Source organism: Emticicia sp. CRIBPO (assembly GCF_009905725.1).
GTDB lineage: Bacteria > Bacteroidota > Bacteroidia > Cytophagales > Spirosomataceae > Leadbetterella.
This window is the reverse complement of record NZ_JAAAKV010000008.1, coordinates 109,455-127,477: the sequence shown is the minus strand read 5'-3', so window position 1 is coordinate 127,477 and position 18,023 is coordinate 109,455. Positions and strand designations below refer to the sequence as shown.

The window sequence follows — 18,023 nt, the reverse complement described above, 5'->3', positions numbered from 1 at the left end:
TTTTGCTAAGGTTTCGGCAGATAAAAACCAACCTGTCCGCCTATTTCATTGTAGACACCGGCAGCTTGCTCACTCAGCCGGCTTGTAAACAAAATGCCTCGAAGATGATCGGTTTCATGCTGAAAAATAACCGCTGTAAAACCCTCTATCAGTTCTTCATGACTGGTCCCGGCCTTATCATGGTAACTGAGCCGGATGGCATAACTCCTCAACACATTTCCCGCTACCTCAGGAACAGACAGGCAGCCTTCAGGCCCTTTGATCAGCAGTGCCGATCTCCAGGTGATTTTAGGGTTCAGATAAAACTCAAAGGGCTGACCAGGTTTATCATACCTCTGTACCCAGATCACATTTTTATTGATCCCGACTTGCGGGGCAGCAATACCCACGCCGGGGTTTAACGGGTCATTAACCGACTTCAGCATTCTGGCTGCCAGCAGGCTTATCAGCGGGTCACCGGGAGTGATGTCGCCGGAAACGGTCGTCAATATTTTGAGTTCTTTCTGTTCGGTTATCTGTATGACTCTGAGCATTGAAGTGGTATCTCCTGACAAAATCACGGCTTTTTCCTCAGCCGTAAAAGTCTGGGAGAAAGCATGACTGCCACAAAGCAGGAAAATGATCAGCCAAAAAACACCTCTCATTATTTATAGGGTGAAATGGTTTCAATACTGCCGTCGGGCAGGTGTCTCAGTTCAGTTACCTTGATATTTCTGAGGTGTGTTTTTCCCGAGATCTCAACGTCATGATAGAACAGGTACCATTTTCCTTTAAACTCCACAATGGAATGATGAGTGGTCCATCCTTTCACAGGATTCAAAACCACACCTTTATAAGTAAAAGGTCCGTAGGGATTATCCCCTACCGCATAACTGATCAAATGGGTATCGCCGGTTGAATAAGAGAAATAATATTTGCCCTTGTATTTGTGCACCCAGGCTGCTTCGAAAAACCTCTTGTTATTGTCCCCTTCCAGGAAACCCCTGCCGTTTTCATCTAAAATCCTGATGTCTTTCGGTGCTTCTTCAAACTCCAGCATATTACCTTTCAGCCTGGCCATCTTAGGCAAGACAGCCTCTTCGGTTTTGGTCTTCAGCTTGCCGTTGGCATTGTAGTTATTGTTGTTCCAGCGTTGTAGCTGTCCGCCCGAGATACCTCCGAAATACATATAATAGCTACCATCAGTGTCTTTAAAAACTGCAGGATCAATGCTGTAGCTGCCCTTGATAGGCTCTTTTTCAGCCTTAAAAGGCCCGGTCGGGGATTTACTGGTGGCGACGCCTATTCTGAAGATATCTTCTTTGTCTTTCAAAGGAAAATAGAGGTAATACGTGCCATTTTTATACGCTGCATCCGGTGCCCAGAGCTGCCGCCCCGCCCAGGGGATGTCTTTCACATCCAGAGCGACGCCGTGATCTGTTACTTTGCCGTCTATGGCATCCATCGAAAGAATATGGAAATCCTTCATCGCAAAATGATCTCCGGCTTCACTCTGAGGAATGCCTGCGTCAATATCATGAGAAGGGTAAATGTATATTTTACCATTAAAGACGTGAGCTGAAGGGTCGGCGGTGTAAATATGCTTTACCAGGGGTGCAGAAATAGGTTTCTGCTGACCCACTGCGATTCCGATAGAAAACAAAGCTGCCACTATGAGAGATTTTTTCATTTCGAAGTCTGCTTTTCGTTAAAAATCTTATGTTATTGTTTAGGGCTCAACGATTAAGTAATGATCAACCCGGTCCGATAAAAACTACAGCCATTACAAATCTCTTTAGAATCCGATCGAATTCCCCCCATCGACAGGCAAAGAGGCCCCGGTGATAAATCCTGCTGCTTCTGAAGCCAGGAATACGGCCGCCCAGCCAATATCAGTGGTTTGGCCGAACTTACCCATGGGTGTTCTGCCCAGGGCCTTATTCATCCTGTCGGGATCACTTCCCATAGCGGTTTTCATCATGTTGGTTTCAATGAAACCGGGAGCGATCGCATTGATTCTGACATTGTATTTAGACAGATCGGAAGCCAGTGCCCTCACCATGCCTTCAATCCCTGATTTGGACGAAGCATAAGCTACTACCCTGTCGATACCGTAATAAGCCGCCATCGACGAAATCATGATCACCGAACCTTTCTGACGTTCCACCATCCTTCTGGCACATGTCCTCGTCAGGGAAAACACAGCGTTCAGGTTAGTCTGCACAATGTTCTGAAATTCATCATCCGTCACTTCCAACGCTGGCTTTTTAAGGTTAATCCCTGCGTTATTCACCAAAATATCGATGGCCCCCAGGTCTTTTTCAATCTTACTGACCAATGCTTCAAGGGTATCGAGGCGGGTTACATCGTTCACAAAGTAGCTGGCAGAGGAACCCAAAACTGACACAGCTTCTTTTAGTTTGTCTTCATTACGGCCCGTAATAGCCACCTTTGCTCCTGACGAAATCATACAGCGGGCAATTTCGAAGCCAATTCCGGCACCCCCACCTGTAATCAAAGCCAGTTTTCCTTCAAGAGAGAAGGCATCCGATTGCGATTCAAAATTCATTATCTATTAGTTTTATGTATTCCTGTTATCTGACGTGATAAACGTCAACGATCTTTTTCACTTCTTCTATGGTTCTCTGTGGCTTCGGATATTGAGCCGGGATTTCCTTTTTACTTTGTTGTTTAAAATAAAGCACAGCCGAGTCCCGCCACCATAGGGCTTCTTTGTACTGGGTCTTTAACCTGGCGGCCACATTGTCATAAATTTCTCCGTCAATATCTTTTTCTGCCTTTTTCCATTCTTTTTGCATCCACAACACCTCATCTGCCCCGGTGTAATATTTATGAACGATCTCTTCCCAGACATTCCTGCCGGTCGGCAATGCTTTATCCCATGAAACATGATGAAACCACATGAGGTAGGGCATCGGACATTTGTCAGGATCCGCGTATTTGTTTCTGAGCCCGGGTTCATATTGACCCAAAGCATCACTTCCGGTGGCTGTCCTGTTAAAGCCTATTCCAGTTGAATCTGCTTTGTGATAATAAATGGCCGTCCAGTCAGGTCTCGGGGCTTTTACCAGCCAGGGTTCAGGTCCGAAATGATGGCCCTCTCCCATGAGGTGATGCAAGCCCAGAGGCGAGGTGTAATCTACATAAATTTCGCGTGATCTGAGCATGATGTTTTTAACAATTTCAACCGATTGCGGATTTCTGGTCAGCGACATCTTCACCCATTCATCTGCGATCTGCTCTGAACTGAGGTTGTGGTCCCAGGCGAGCCTTCCGAGTGAGTACCAGTTGGCCTGGGCCATGGGATGTCCGGTCCAGTTTCTGTCGGATCCTGTATTGGCTACGCCCACCATCGAGGTCAGTTTATTTTTATAGACACTTCCGTCAATTACTTTCGCAACAGTAGAGCCCTCGCCTCCTGCATAAGTGTCCGTTTCGAGGCATTCTTTGAAGAGCGGGGCTTCAAACACCCAGTGCGTAGCCCACCCCAGGTATTCCTGCGTCAACTGGAATTCCATGGAAACCGGCGTTTTCTTCATGGCCCCGAACAAAGGAGAAATAGGTTCTCTAGGCATAAAATCAATCGGGCCGTTTTTCACCTGGATGATGACATTATCCGCAAACTGTCCGTCAAACGGCTTGAATTCATTGTAGGCCGCCTTAAAACGGTCGCCGTTCGGATCAGCAGCATACACAAACGACCTCCACATCACAATACCGTTATAAGGCTTGACAGCTTCTGCCAGCATATTGGCTCCATCCACATGTGTTCTTTTATAATCCATCGGGCCGGGTTCGCCTTCGGAGTTGGCTTTGACCAGGAATCCCCCAAAATCAGGGATCAACGCATAAATTTCTTTGGCTTTGTCTTTCCAGAACTTCCTTACGTCTTCGTCAAGTGGGTCAGCTGTTTTTAACTTCCCTATCAGCCTCGGCGAAGCAAAATTGACCGAGAGGTAAACTTTGATACCATAAGGTCGGAAAACATCGGCCATGGCTTTCACTTTACCCAAATACTCTTCGGTCAGAAATCTCGCACTGGCATTTACATTGTTCACCATCGTACCATTGATGCCGATGGAAGCATTGGCCCTGGCGTATTCGATATACCTCGGGTCAATTCTTTCAGGAAGTTCGTACCATTTCCACAGGGACATGCCTGCATAGCCTCTTTCTATGGTTCCGTTGTTGTTATCCCAATGATTAAGCAGTCTCAGGTTTATTTTTGGAGAAGTCACAACAGAGAGATTTTTAATGCTTTGACCTGTCTGCACTTTTCTCAGGAGTTCAAATACTCCGTACAATACCCCTTTTTCAGTTCTGGCCGTAATAACTGTGTTTCCGTTTTCAGTCTGCAGCTTGAAACCCTCCTCAGAAATACCCGCTTCAGAGGCATTGATCCTGAAGATAATGCCTTTAGAACCGGAAACTGCCTTTTTTACTTCCGCAACGGACTTGCCCAGCATGCCGTTCAGCCCTGTCTGAAGTTCTCTGACAGCGATGGCAATCGTCGGGTGATCAGCAGTAAGAGCTATAAATGAAAGCTGTACGGCATATTCACTCTTTAATTTAGTGTCTTTAATCGGGTCATATTTTAACCACAATTTGTAACCATCATCAGCAAAAACAGGGGCGGCAATCATCTGGGCAAAGAATAAAGCCAGAATGCACAAACATTTTAATCGATTTAAAATCATCTTATTTAAGGTATTGGTTGAATAAAACTGTTTAATAAAAAGACCGGATCACCGCCATTTCTAGGCCCCTCAGTTCCGCAAGCCCTTTCAGACGGCCGATGGCCGAATAACCGGGATAGTTTTTTTTATGAAGGTCGTCCAGCATCTGATGTCCGTGGTCAGGTCTCATCGGAATGGCAAAGTCAGGCCTTCCGGTATCCGTTCTTAATTTTTGTTCCTCTACGATGGCCTTCATGACTTCATACATATCCACATCGCCGTCCAGATGGGCTGCTTCATGAAAATTAGCCGGATTTTCTTCTCTTTTGGTCGTTCTCAGGTGAATAAAATGCACTCTTTCCGCAAATTTTCTAAACATAGCCGGAAGGTCATTATCCGGCCTGACACCCAGCGAACCTGTACAAAACGTGATACCGTTGGCATTGACACGGCAGGCATTCATGAGCTGTTCCAGGTCGGTTTCTGTGCTCACCACCCTTGGCAAACCCAGCAACGGAAATGGAGGGTCATCAGGATGTATACAAAGTTTAAGGCCCAGCTCTTCGGCCACAGGGGCGACCTGGCTGATAAAATAATAGAGATGAGCCCTCAATTCCTTATCTCCTACGTAATAATAATCATCCAGCAGGCCCTGAAAAGTCTTCAGGTCAAATGCTTCTTCGGAACCCGGAAGGCCTAACAGAGCGGTATCGGACAAGGTTTTGATTTCTTCAGGCGTCATCAGATCAAATTTCTCCCTGGCTGAGGCTGCCACTTCCGGGGCATAATCCTTTTCCGATCCGGGCCTTTTTAGGATACACAGATCAAAAACGGCGAAGTCTTCCCAGACAAACCGCAACGCCCTGGAGCCATCAGGCATCTCATAGTTCAGGTTGGTGCGTGACCAGTCCAGCACCGGCATAAAATTATAGCAGATGATCTTAATCCCACAAGCCGCCAGGTTTTGCAGCGAAATCTTGTAGTTTTCGATGAACAGCTCTCTTGATGGCAATCCTTTTTTGATATGCTCGTGCACGGGCAGACTTTCCACTACAAGCCACTCCAGTTTTGAATAAGTGTGATTCTCCGCTTCTATGACCGCTTTCCGCTCATTGATCGCTTTAACAGTCCAGATTTCCCCTACAGGAACCTGGTGCAATGCTGAAACCACGCCTGTGCAACCTGCCTGGCGGATGTCCATTAATGAAACCGGATCATTCGGCCCGAACCACCTCATGGTGTGAATCGTTTTCATTCTCTTTTCTTCAATTTTTAATATCCGTATTATTTCGTTTTGTTTCCGGTGGTCCCAGATAAGAAGGTTGCAAGCCACCATGATCGATGACGATCTTTTGCAGCACCACACCCGGATCAACAAACCAGTATTTCAAAGTATGTTTCCCGGTGGCAGACACGCTGTGTTTCGACACCAACGTTTTTATGTTATCGGCTACCGCCTTTTCCCACGCCTTCAGACTTCTGTCCTCATGAATATTGATGATCACAGGCTTTTCATCGTCTAAAGATACAGCAATTTTCAATCCCCTGGAATCATTAAACTCAAGTGTAGGGGAAAGCAGCCAGCTGACCGTAATTTCACCTGGTTTTGTCAGCCAGATGTCATAGGCCAGATGAGGACTGCCGGGTGCGGGTTCGGCAGACTTCGCAGTCACCGGAAACACAGCCACTCCGGAGCCTGTCCTGCCGATTTCCGGGATGACTTTCCAACTTATTTCCTCACTGTTCACTGCATTCTGAAAATGAGAAGCCTCCACGGCAATTACACCATCTCTCTCAATAAAACCCTTAAAACCCGAAGCTGCTCTCGCAGATTTCACTCCTTTGACATTCACTTTGATTATGGCATCTTCAGGTCCGATAACTGATAGCTGAGCCATGGCTTCTGTTTCCTTCAATTTATCTGAAATTACCTTCAGATAAAGCCTCCTTTGGCCTGCAATCTTTCCTGACGGCTCTGAAACAGAAAGCCAGTCCGGTATTCCCTGTATTTTATAGTCAAACGGAGACAAACCCTTATTGAAAATCTCTATGTATTTATCAGTTCCTGCCGTGATCCGGAGCTCTTCACTTACAGCACCTTTACCCCATGATGTCGCAGAACCTTCCATCATAACGGCGGGTTCGGCAACCGCAGGAATCTCGTTTTTCTGAGTAGGCGGTATCGCATTCTTTTCCGGTTGCTGCCAGATCTTATAGCCGATATGGGTCTGGCTCATCATATGGTTCCATTTTCCGTTGGCTAGCCCGGTGTGAAAATACTGCGTCAATTCTTCATCTTTTCTGAATGTCCGTTCCACTTCTTCAGCCATCAGGTTGGCAGTGGCACGCCCCTGCTGGTAATATAGCTGATTCAGGGCGGTATAATAGTACATTTCGTTCAGATTGGAGCAAGCCAGTATGGGAAACAAAACCAACTGGTAGTAAGCATCTTTATATCGGGCTTCCAGTTGATCATATTGCTTCTGTGCCCTTGCAGCCAGGGTTTTATAGTCCTTTACTACATTTTCCCACTCGCGGTAATGAAGCAGGCTGTAGGTTTTGGAAGACAGCAACTCAGGTTTCCTTCTGGCGTTGTATTTGGTATAGAGATGGAGCAAGTCTCCTGCCTCCCTGCCTTCTTTGAGGCCAAAAGTTTTTTCAGCCCATAACCGGGTATACTGGTCTATATTATCTGCATTCCATCGGTCGGGGTTCCAGGCATAATCAAGAAAAAACGCCGTGGGCAATTCTACCGGTTTGATATCTCCCACATTCACAATCCATATCTCCCTGGCGTCATATTCATAGGCCAGGTGCATCTGTTCCCATATCCTAGGGATCAGATTGGTGTTCAGCCATTTATAATTCCTTGGGCCGCCTACGTAATCAAAGTGATAATAGATACCGTAACCTCCCTTTCGCTTCGGTGCACCCGGAGCAGGCAGTTTCCTGATGTTACCCCAGTTGTCATCACACAGCAAAAGGGTGACGTCATCAGGCACCCGCATGCCTTTATCGTAATAATCCTGTACTTCCTTGTATAGTGCCCACAATTGAGGTGTTTCTGAGGCAGGTTTCCCGGAGGTTTCTTCTATGATCTGACGCTGGTCTTTGACAATCCTTTCGAGTAGCTCTGTGGCCGTGCCCCGGGTCATGGGCTCATCTCCATCACCCCGCATGCCCACAGAAACGATGTTCTCACGGGCACCTCTTTCTTTCATGCTCTGTCTCCAGAACTCCCTCAGCGTAGAGTCGTTGGTCACATAGTTCCATTTTCCTTTACCGAATCTTCTCCATTCATCATGGGCCCTCATCAGCGGTTCATGATGGGAAGTGCCGATGACTACCCCGAATTCATCTGCCAGTACGGGATTAAGCGGGTCATCAACCTGGAACGCATTTCCCCACATGGCCGGCCAGAGGTAGTTGCCTTTCATCCTGAGAATAAGCTCAAAAACATTGACATAAAATGCGGAATTGAAACCACCGAATTTTTCTTTGGTCCATCCGGATAAAGCCGGAGCCTCATCATTGATAAAAATGCCCCTGTATTTCACCTTGGGCTCTCCTAGGGTATGCAAGCCGGCATTTACATAAATATCCGGGTGTTTTTCGACAGGCACATCAGCCCACCAGTACCAGGGAGACACCCCTATTTCTGAAGACAGGTCATATATCCCGTAAATGCTTCCTCTTTTATCAGATCCTGCAATAACGAGGGCACTTTTTATCCCTTTGAAAGGCTCATTGATGACCTGGGCATGAAATTTCTCCCATTTACCGGACAAGCCGGCAACATTCAGTTTTCCTGCCTTCACTAGGGCATCAATCACCTTGCTCTTACCCGGTGTACCGATAATAATCACATGGGCAGCGTCCGGCATTTTATCGCTTGAAAATGCCGGGACATTGCCGCTTACTTTCTGTATATCCGATTGAAGATTTTTAGCTGCCCTGATAACTCCGGGATGGTCTGAAGCATCCACATAGAGTGGTGCGGGTTTTCCGTTGACTACCATCGGAAAACCTCCACTTACCTTTTTAAAACTGAGGTAATCTTGTCCGGAAACGGGTATCACCGCTATGACGAACAAGAGAATTCTGATTATTTGTGCCATTTTCTATCTGTTTACTTCACCTGTGTTTTAAAGGGATTAGCAGGAAGTCCGTCTTTATTATACAAACCGGCCTCTTCCGGTATTGCTGATGACCCTGACCATGATGATATTTTTTCCAGCCATAGCGACAGGCACCTCCACTTCTTTTCTGAACCAGACAACCCCGTTGATCCTGCCTGGTCCACCGGTTTCATCCCGGAAAGAGGGTAAATTCATTTTCGACCATCCCGAAGCATCATATCCGGATTGAAGCCATTGCCTTCCGTTTCGTGATACTTCTTCATTTTTATTCCAAAGCATTGTGTACCATTCTTTGCTGATCCTTGCTTCTTTCCTGCGAAGTTCATTGACCTCTTCTGTGTTCATGAATTTCTGAGCTTCGGCATCATGCTCCGGGAATCGCTTCAGGGTTGCTGCCTCCAGCCAGCCTTCAACCAGTGAGCCAGCTGAACTGACATTGATCAGTCCTACAGGCATTTTGTATTTTTCGTAAATGTCCCTGGCAAAGAAATAACCGGCAGCCGTAATATAGAGGACATTTTCAGGATTGGCCGCCGACCATTTTCCTGAAGGAATATCTTTAAGGTTGTGTTGAAAATCGTAGCGGACAGGCACAAAAAACTGGCTGATAGCGAAATTGGAAGATTGGGCGATGACTTCAGGATACTTTTCTCTGACCCTCTCCATGGGTAAAACCATATTGGACTGGCCCGAGCATATCCAGAAGTCGCCGAAAAGAATGTTTTTGATGGTTAAGTGTTTGGAAGCAGAGATGTTCATCCCGTAAGGACCACCGGCCTGATGAGGTTTGATGATTATTTCCCGGTTGCTCCGGGTGTCAGCCACAACTTCATAATCGTTGCCGGTAAAATTTACCCTGATCTTTTCCTGCGGAGCAGCCCATCCCCATATCCTGGTGCCGGTATTCCTTTGCAGGATCATCCCGTCACTTACCAGTTCCGGCAATCGTACCTGTGCTGCGGTTTTTAATTGTACTAAAGTAATTAGTGTTAATAAAATATTTATCCTTCTGAAAAATCCCATTTTATAGTCTGCTTATGTCTAATAATGTCAAAAAAAATGCGGGTGACAATACGTCACCCAACATTCTAACCTGATTCATTATTCAATCTACTATTAACCGGTATCCTGTTCAAATCCATGGCCTTTTATTACTCCGTCATTGAAATTTTGTTCTCAAAGCAGTTACTCCGAATTTCAGGCCAGGTATGTTGCTGTTTCCAAGATGATATTCAGCATATCAACCAATCTGCATAAAGCTAAATCCACAATACTAAAAGGTCATTTATTATAATTATCGGACACCAATCAGCCGATATCCAGCCTAATTTGTGTTCAATAACAAATATCCAAATTAATTTCTAAATTGCAACCGATTGCATAAATATTTATATCACTTTTCTTATTAAGTCTTTCATTATAACCATTACCTAAAAACATTCATAAAATCAGAAAGAAAAAAAATCAGGTTTTGATATTTATCAGCTAGGCTTTTATGAAAAAAAGTAGCAAAATTGTTCAGAATAGGATAAATTAAATATAATTTTAACCTGACAAAAGCCCAATGCAATCAATTGCATAAAATAATAAAAAGAAATGCGAGGAGAGACTACTATATATGATATAGCAAAAAAACTGAATCTTTCTCCGGCCACTATCAGCCGGGCCCTTAATGACCACCCCGCCATCAATGCCAAAACCAAGCTGACTGTCAATGCCCTGGCCAAGGAACTGGGCTATCAGTCAAACAAGTTTGCCAGTAACCTGAGGAAGCAAAAAACCAACACGATCGGTATCATTGTACCGAGATTAAACTCCGCCCTGATGTCGACCGTGCTGGCCGGAATGGAAAAAGTAGCTAATGAGGCAGGCTATAATCTGATCATCAGCCAGTCGCTGGAATCAGAAAAAAAAGAGATCACCAATGCCAAAACCATGTTTAACGGGCGTGTGGATGCCCTGCTGGTTTCTGTGGCGTATGATACGGATACTTTCGAGCACTTCAGTCCCTTTACCAAAAAAGGCATTCCCCTGCTTTTCTTTGACCGGGTTATTGAACACCCTTCCTGTACCAACATTGTCATCGATAATGTAAAAGCGGGCTATGATGCCAGCCGGCACCTGATTGAACAAGGCTGCCGTAAGCTGATGCATGTGACCGGTAATCTTAAAAGGAATGTTTATTCAGACCGTTTTAAGGGATTTGAGACCGCCATCAGGGAAAACGGACTGGAGTTTGACAGGGACTTACTGATGCTGACTGATTTCGGACAGGAGTCAGGGAAGGACGTTGTGAAAAGAATAAAAGCCTTACCCTATCCGCCGGACGGCATTTTCATCACCAACGATTCGTGTGCCGTCAGCTGTATTGATCTTTTGAAAAAAGAAGGATTTTCTGTGCCTGAAGACATCGCCGTTGTCGGATTCAACAATGATCCGGTAGCCACTGTTGTTGACCCCAATCTCACGACTATTCATTATCCCGGTAAAGAAATGGGCGAAATAGCTGTGCAAAGCATTATCAATCACCTGAACGGAACGATGGACATCAATCCGACCAATACCATCATACTGAGGTCGGAGCTGATCATCAGAGGGTCTTCACTGAAGGCCACAACCCGGAAAGCTGAAACTGTTTAAAAAGAAAAAGCTGAAGATATAACCTTCAGCTTTTCTTACTATTTTCACCAAATTAGTTTACTTATACTACATTTTCATGTAGGCCGGTGAGATCATAGAAACTGCTTTAGCTTCCAGAAGCGACTCACCCATCAGATATTCGTCCAAAGCTCTTGCGGCTTCTCTTCCTTCATGAATAGCCCAGACCACTAGGGACTGGCCTCTTCGCATATCGCCTGCAACAAATACTTTCTTATTAGAGGTCTGGTAATTGCTGGCTTCGACGTTACCTCTCGGATCAATATTGATCTCGAGGTCGTTCAGCAAGCCTTCGTGCTGAGGATGCAGGAACCCGGCGGCTATAAAAGCCAGTTCTGCAGGAATGTCCTTTTCAGAGCCTTCCACCTCTTTCATCACCATTCTGCCGTTTTCATTAACCCATTCAATGTTAACCAGTCTCAGGGCTTTCAGATTACCGTTTTCATCACCGATAAATTCCTTGGTATTGATACCCCAGGCTCTTTCACAACCTTCTTCATGAGAAGAAGATGTTCTGAGCATCATCGGCCATTGCGGCCACGGGGTGCTTTCCGCACGCCCTACAGGCGGCATCGGCATGATCTCTACCTGTGAAACCGACTTCGCATTGTGGCGGTTTGATGTTCCGACACAGTCAGAACCCGTGTCACCCCCGCCAATCACAATCACGTTCTTACCTGTAGCCAGGATGTCTCCGTTTTTATACTCGTTACCGGCATGATCTATTTCTTTAACGATCTCCTTGCCCCTGCTTATTGCTGTTCTTTTGTTCTGCTGACTCAGAAACTCCATCGCAAAATGGATGCCTTTCAGTTCACGGCCTTTGATCTGGATGTCTCTCGGCACTGTCGAACCACCGCTCAGTAAAACCGAATCAAAATCCCTGACCAATTGCTCAGCCTTGATATCCACACCGACATTCGTATTGGTTTTAAACACGATACCCTCCTGCTCCATCACCTCAATACGTCTGTCGATAACTTTCTTATCCAGTTTAAAATCAGGAATACCATATCTCACCAATCCACCGATCTGGTCAGCCCTTTCAAAAACAGTGACCGTATGACCGGCTTTGTTTAACTGGGCAGCAGCAGCCAGCCCTGCAGGACCCGATCCTACCACAGCAACAGTTTTACCTGTTCTCTTTTTAGGCACAACAGGCTTCACCCAGCCGTTTTCATAGGCTTTCTCAATGATCGATTTCTCGATGTATTCGATGGCTACCGGTGGCTTGTTGATACCCAGCACGCATGACGACTCGCACGGAGCAGGGCAGATACGACCGGTAAACTCCGGAAAATTATTGGTAGAACTCAGAATCTCGTATGCATACTGCCAGTTTTGTTCATAAACGGCATCATTGAATTCAGGAATGATATTACCCAGCGGACATCCGTTATGACAAAAAGGGATACCGCAATCCATACACCTGGAAGCTTGTTGTACTGTTTGATTCTCAGAAAAATTCAGTTCAACCTCTTCATAATCTTTTTTCCTCTCGCTTACGTCTCTTTTGACAGAGGCTTGTCGTTCAAATTCTAAAAAACCTGTTGGCTTTCCCATGATATTTTGTTGTACATTAAAATTAAACCAAAATTAAACTTATCAGGCAGCAACGTTTTCAGCCTGCTTTTTACGTTCCAGCAAAATGTTCTTGTAATCTGTCGGCATTACCTTGACAAATTTAGCAACCTCATTTTCCCAGTCAGCCAGTATTCTCGCAGCAACCTCACTCTGGGTTGCATTCAAATGCTTGGTAATCATGCCTTTCAAAACATCAAAATCATCATCCTGAAGCTCATCCAGATCCACCATTTCCTTGTTACATTTTGAATCGAAATCATCTGCCTGATCGTAAACATAAGCAATACCGCCGCTCATTCCTGCCGCAAAGTTCTGGCCGGTTTTTCCTAAAATAACAACCAAACCGCCTGTCATATATTCACATCCATGGTCACCCACGCCTTCTACTACTACTCTTGCACCCGAGTTTCTCACACAGAACCGCTCCCCGGCCATTCCTTTGATAAAGGCTTCGCCTGAGGTAGCTCCATAGAAGGAAACGTTACCAACCGCCATGTTTTCTTCTGCCTTGAAAGTTGCCTTTCTGTCAGGATAAACTATCAGTTCAGCACCGCAAAGGCCTTTTCCGAAGTAATCGTTGGCATCGCCTTCCAGTTCGAATTTCAAACCTTTGGTTGAGAACGCTCCGAAAGATTGTCCGGCCGTACCCCTGAATTTATTGTGAATGGTTCCTGCAGGCAGGCCTTCTCCGTTATAAACCTTAGAGATTTCGTTAGACAACATCGCACCGATAGACCTGTTCAGGTTATTTACCACGTATTCAGAAGAAACTTTAGTCTGATTTTCAAGGGCCGCCTTAGCGTCCTCAATCATCCGGAAGTCAAGCACGCCGTCGATGCCGTGATCCTGTTCTTCCTGCTTGTATTGTGCCACATCCAGGTCAGAGGCTTCTCTGTGCAGGATTCTTGACAAATCAAGGCTCTTATACTTCCAGTTATTGATATCTGTTCTCTTCTCAAGCATCTGAACCTGCCCTACCATTTCATTGATGGTTCTGAATCCAAGTTCTGCCATGATTTCTCTTACTTCCCTGGCCAGGTACTGGAACATGTTCACCACGTGCTCAGGTTTTCCGCTGAACAGGGCTCTTAGTTCTTTGTTCTGTGTAGCCACACCCACCGGACAGGTATTCAGGTGGCATTTTCTCATCATGATACAACCCACGGCCACCAAAGCAGCTGTAGCCACCCCGAATTCCTCAGCTCCCAGAAGGGCCGCAATAACGATATCGCGTCCTGTCCTGATCTGACCGTCTGATTGTACAGTGATTCTGCCTCTCAGTTTGTTTTTAACCAAAGTCTGGTGCGTTTCAGCCAGTCCAAGCTCCCATGGTAAACCTGCGTGACGGATAGACGATAAAGGAGAAGCTCCCGTACCCCCGTCGTGTCCTGCAATAAGCACCACGTCCGCATGAGCCTTGGCCACACCGGTTGCTACAGTACCCACACCTGCTTCTGATACCAGTTTAACAGAAATACGGGCTGCACGGTTAGCGTTTTTAAGGTCAAAGATCAGCTGGGCCAGGTCCTCAATAGAATAAATGTCATGGTGAGGAGGTGGTGAGATCAGACCTACACCCGGTGTAGAGTGTCTTACCCTTCCGATCCAGTCGTCTACTTTATGTCCCGGCAGCTGTCCACCTTCACCAGGCTTGGCTCCCTGTGCCATTTTAATCTGAAGTTCTTTGGCATTGGTCAGGTAGTAAGAAGTTACCCCGAACCTGCCTGAAGCCACCTGTTTGATGCTTGAAGAAAGATTATCTCCGTTTTCCCTGACCTGGTACCTGATTTCATCTTCCCCGCCTTCGCCTGAATTCGATCTTCCGCCGATACGGTTCATCGCAATAGCCAGCGTGGTGTGAGCTTCCCATGAAATCGAACCGAATGACATCGCACCGGTGGCAAATCTCTTAAGGATCGATTCAATCGGTTCTACCTCGTCAATCGAAACAGGGTTTCCTTTTTTAAACTGAAGTAAACTACGCAAAGTCAGAGCATGCTCGCTTTGTTCGTTCATCAGTTTAGAATATTTTTTAAATATTTCGTATCCTTTTTCCTGGTCTTTTTCACCCACGCGGCTTGACTGCTGCAAAAGGTGTATCGAATCCGGGTTGAAAAGGTGCTTCTCTCCTCTTTGTTTCCATTGGTAAACCCCACCTACTTCCAGTCTTTTCACACTTTCCACAGGCACTTTAGGGTAAGCCACAAAATGTCTGACAAGACACTCTTTCGCGATATCACCCAATCCAAGGCCACCGATTCTTGAAACCGTTCCGGTAAAGAACTTATCTACCACCGTCTGGTTCAGACCGATACATTCGAAGATCTGAGCTCCCTGGTATGACTGAAGCGTCGAAATTCCCATTTTAGAGAAGATCTTCAGCAATTCTTTGTCTACCGCTTTGATATAGTTTTTGTGTAATACTTCATCTTTAAGCTCTTCACCTTCGATCAGGCCTCTTTTGTTCATGTCCGAAATGGTCTCGAAAGCCATGTAAGGACAGATTCCGGAAGCACCATAACCGATCAGCGTAGCAAAATGATGGGTTTCCCATACATCGCCTGACTCTACGAGGATACCGACTTTACCTCTCAGACCTTTTTTGATCAGGTAGTGATGAACGGCCGCAGTAGCCAGCAATGAAGGCACCGGAGCATGGTCAGAGTCAATAGCCCTGTCAGAAAGTATCAGGATTTCAAAACCATCATAAATGGCATCTGCAGCATACCTGCAAATCCTTTCCAAAGCAAATTCAAGTGATTTGCCCGGATTTTCATGATGAGCATTGAAGTAAGTATTGATCGTTTTGGCCTGGAAACCCTGGTGATCCACAAATCTGAGTTTATCAAACTCTTTGATGGTCAGTACAGGTTGCTCCAGCTGCACCTGGCGGCAGTGCAATGGCGATTCTGTCAGGATGTTCTCAGCCGAACCCACGAATGAGATCAGCGACATGATAGAACGCTCTCTGATCGAATCGATCGGCGGGTTGGTTACCTGGGCAAACAACTGCTTAAAATAATAGGAGATATGCTGGCTTTGCTCAGAAAGGATGGCCAGAGGGGTATCAATACCCATAGAGCCGATCGCTTCTTTACCTGATGAGGCCATTGGTCCGAGAATCATCCTCAGGTCTTCTGAAGTGTATCCGTTGGTAATCTGGCGTTTCAAAAGGGCCGCACTGTCATATTTGGTATATGGCCTGATAGAATCAGGCAATTCTGCAATCTTAATTTTGTATTCGTCTAACCATTCCTGATAAGGTTGTCTTGAGCAAATTTCAGCTTTTAATTCTTCATCGGGGATGATTCTTCCCTGTTCCATGTCAACCACGAACATTTTGCCCGGTTGCAAACGGCCTTTTGATACGACTTTCGACTGATCAACATCCAATACCCCGGCTTCAGAAGCCATGATCACCGTGTCGTCATTCAGAACCCAGTATCTTGACGGACGCAAACCGTTCCTGTCCAGTGTGGCACCCACAATCTTTCCGTCAGTGAAAGAAAGAGAAGCAGGACCATCCCACGGCTCCATTATGGCCGCATGGTATTCGTAGAATGCTTTTCTGTTCGGATCCATCTGGTCGTTACCGTCCCAGGCTTCGGGCACCAGCATCATCATCACATGCGGAAGCGATCTGCCCGACAGGTACAGAAGCTCAATGGCGTTATCCAGCTGAGCTGAATCAGAATTGCCTTTATCACAGATCGGAAGAATCATGTTCATTTCTTCTTCCGTAAAAAACTCAGAGTAGAAAGTACTTTCAGCCGCCCTGATCCAGTTCACGTTACCCTTTACGGTGTTGATCTCACCATTGTGAGCGATATATCTGAAAGGTTGGGCCAGTTTCCAGGATGGGAAAGTGTTGGTTGAGAATCTTGAGTGTACAATGGCGAATGCAGAAACCACATTCTTGTTGGTAAGATCAGGGAAATAATATTTCAACTGATTGGTAGTCAACTGTCCTTTATAGGATACAGTACGACAGGAAAGTGAGGAGAAATAAAAATGCTCTACGGCTCCCAAAACAGACTCCCTGATGATCCTGGTGGCATATTGCCTTAAGACATAAAGCTTTCTTTCAAAGCTGATGTCGTCCGTCAGGTCAAAAGGTTTTTTAATAAACACCTGCTCAACCCACGGCTCAACAGAACCGGATCCTTCGCCCAGTGTTTCGTTTTGAGTAGGAACCTTACGATAACCCAGCAACTCCATGCCGAATTTCTCAATTTTGCGGTTCAGAATCTCTCTGCACTCTTCTCTTTCTTTCTCATCATGAGGAAAAAAGATCATCCCCAAACCATAATTACCCAGGGCCGGAAGCTTGAATCCGGTCTTCCTGCATTCGTCTAAAAGGTATTCATGGGGAATTTGTATAAGAATTCCCGCTCCGTCACCAGTGTTCGGGTCACAACCGCATGCTCCGCGGTGATCCATCCTCTCGAGCATCACGATAGCATCCGCTACAATCTGATGTGATTTTCTTCCCTTGAGATGAGCTCTGAATCCGATGCCACAGGCATCATGCTCGAAGTCTGGATGGTAAAGGCCAGGATTTTCTTGAATTTCAATCATTTTTTTACCTTTTAAATGATAATTATATTGTACTCTTTTGTTTTGCAAGATTCTTCTTTTGTATAATCAGAAATCACTTACAAAAAATTCTGATTTTCGCTATTTTTAAGTATATTATAAAAGTAGCCTCGCAATTTAATAATAATTTTAAATGGTTAATACACAATAAACCAAATTTTATGCAAGCGGCGAAAACTTGTGAATTAAATAATAAATTCTATTGAAATTATACAATTCAAAAGTGTTTTACGGCTCAATAGTGCAAAAAAAATCAGGCCGTTTGTTAAGTTTTTGTGCAGTCTGTATCAACATTTTGTCATCATATGTTCACACTCACCAAATATAATCAATTTAACAATCAAAATCCATAAAAAATACGTTGAAAAAT

Annotated in this window: 10 protein-coding genes; 1 reads left to right on the top strand and 9 read right to left on the bottom strand. The window is 45.4% G+C overall.

The window, feature by feature from the left end:
- Nucleotides 1-5 precede the first annotated feature (5 nt).
- The 7 genes from def to GVN16_RS17280 all read right to left on the bottom strand — a co-directional run bounded on the left by def (nucleotide 6) and on the right by GVN16_RS17280 (nucleotide 9,838).
- Nucleotides 6-644, bottom strand: coding sequence for a peptide deformylase (gene def, locus GVN16_RS17310; protein ID WP_166565187.1), 639 nt, complete (start codon nucleotides 642-644; stop codon nucleotides 6-8).
- A complete protein-coding gene (locus tag GVN16_RS17305; protein WP_166565186.1) occupies nucleotides 644-1,669 on the bottom strand; it encodes a glycoside hydrolase family 43 protein in 1,026 nt (341 codons plus the stop codon). The genes def and GVN16_RS17305 overlap by 1 nt, the downstream gene beginning before the upstream one ends.
- 105 nt (nucleotides 1,670-1,774) lie before the next feature.
- Nucleotides 1,775-2,548 carry an SDR family NAD(P)-dependent oxidoreductase gene (locus tag GVN16_RS17300; RefSeq protein WP_166565185.1) on the bottom strand — a complete coding sequence of 258 codons (774 nt, stop codon included), beginning with the start codon at nucleotides 2,546-2,548 and terminating at the stop codon, nucleotides 1,775-1,777.
- Nucleotides 2,549-2,573: 25 nt separating this feature from the next.
- Nucleotides 2,574-4,697 (bottom strand): alpha-glucuronidase family glycosyl hydrolase, encoded by a 2,124-nt coding sequence (locus tag GVN16_RS17295; RefSeq protein WP_409013180.1) that lies wholly within the window; start codon nucleotides 4,695-4,697, stop codon nucleotides 2,574-2,576.
- 31 nt (nucleotides 4,698-4,728) lie between these two features.
- Entirely contained in the window at nucleotides 4,729-5,931 is a 1,203-nt protein-coding gene (uxuA, locus tag GVN16_RS17290; RefSeq protein ID WP_166565184.1) for a mannonate dehydratase, read from the bottom strand.
- A gap of 10 nt (nucleotides 5,932-5,941) precedes the next feature.
- Nucleotides 5,942-8,794 carry a glycosyl hydrolase 115 family protein gene (locus tag GVN16_RS17285; RefSeq protein WP_166565183.1) on the bottom strand — a complete coding sequence of 951 codons (2,853 nt, stop codon included), beginning with the start codon at nucleotides 8,792-8,794 and terminating at the stop codon, nucleotides 5,942-5,944.
- 57 nt (nucleotides 8,795-8,851) lie between these two features.
- Nucleotides 8,852-9,838 (bottom strand): hypothetical protein, encoded by a 987-nt coding sequence (locus tag GVN16_RS17280; protein WP_166565182.1) that lies wholly within the window; start codon nucleotides 9,836-9,838, stop codon nucleotides 8,852-8,854.
- A 573-nt stretch (nucleotides 9,839-10,411) separates the two neighbouring features.
- Between GVN16_RS17280 and GVN16_RS17275 the strand changes: the two genes are divergently transcribed.
- Nucleotides 10,412-11,455, top strand: a complete 1,044-nt coding sequence (locus GVN16_RS17275) for a LacI family DNA-binding transcriptional regulator (protein WP_166565181.1) — start codon at nucleotides 10,412-10,414, stop codon at nucleotides 11,453-11,455.
- 66 nt (nucleotides 11,456-11,521) lie between these two features.
- Here GVN16_RS17275 and GVN16_RS17270 read toward each other — a convergent pair whose 3' ends face one another.
- Nucleotides 11,522-13,036: a glutamate synthase subunit beta gene (locus GVN16_RS17270; protein WP_166565180.1), complete on the bottom strand. Its 1,515-nt coding sequence runs from the start codon at nucleotides 13,034-13,036 to the stop codon at nucleotides 11,522-11,524.
- 42 nt (nucleotides 13,037-13,078) lie between these two features.
- Nucleotides 13,079-17,635, bottom strand: a complete 4,557-nt coding sequence (gene gltB, locus GVN16_RS17265; RefSeq protein ID WP_166565179.1) for a glutamate synthase large subunit — start codon at nucleotides 17,633-17,635, stop codon at nucleotides 13,079-13,081.
- Nucleotides 17,636-18,023: the final 388 nt, after the last annotated feature.

What these genes read in the sequence shown, in the direction of transcription:
- def (WP_166565187.1), bottom strand. Translation starts at nt 644, where the DNA reads ATGAGAGGTGTTTTTTGGCTGATCATTTTCCTGCTTTGTGGCAGTCAT.
- GVN16_RS17305 (WP_166565186.1), bottom strand. Translation starts at nt 1,669, where the DNA reads ATGAAAAAATCTCTCATAGTGGCAGCTTTGTTTTCTATCGGAATCGCA.
- GVN16_RS17300 (WP_166565185.1), bottom strand. Translation starts at nt 2,548, where the DNA reads ATGAATTTTGAATCGCAATCGGATGCCTTCTCTCTTGAAGGAAAACTG.
- GVN16_RS17295 (WP_409013180.1), bottom strand. Translation starts at nt 4,697, where the DNA reads ATGATTTTAAATCGATTAAAATGTTTGTGCATTCTGGCTTTATTCTTT.
- uxuA (WP_166565184.1), bottom strand. Translation starts at nt 5,931, where the DNA reads ATGAAAACGATTCACACCATGAGGTGGTTCGGGCCGAATGATCCGGTT.
- GVN16_RS17285 (WP_166565183.1), bottom strand. Translation starts at nt 8,794, where the DNA reads ATGGCACAAATAATCAGAATTCTCTTGTTCGTCATAGCGGTGATACCC.
- GVN16_RS17280 (WP_166565182.1), bottom strand. Translation starts at nt 9,838, where the DNA reads ATGGGATTTTTCAGAAGGATAAATATTTTATTAACACTAATTACTTTA.
- GVN16_RS17275 (WP_166565181.1), top strand. Translation starts at nt 10,412, where the DNA reads ATGCGAGGAGAGACTACTATATATGATATAGCAAAAAAACTGAATCTT.
- GVN16_RS17270 (WP_166565180.1), bottom strand. Translation starts at nt 13,036, where the DNA reads ATGGGAAAGCCAACAGGTTTTTTAGAATTTGAACGACAAGCCTCTGTC.
- gltB (WP_166565179.1), bottom strand. Translation starts at nt 17,635, where the DNA reads ATGATTGAAATTCAAGAAAATCCTGGCCTTTACCATCCAGACTTCGAG.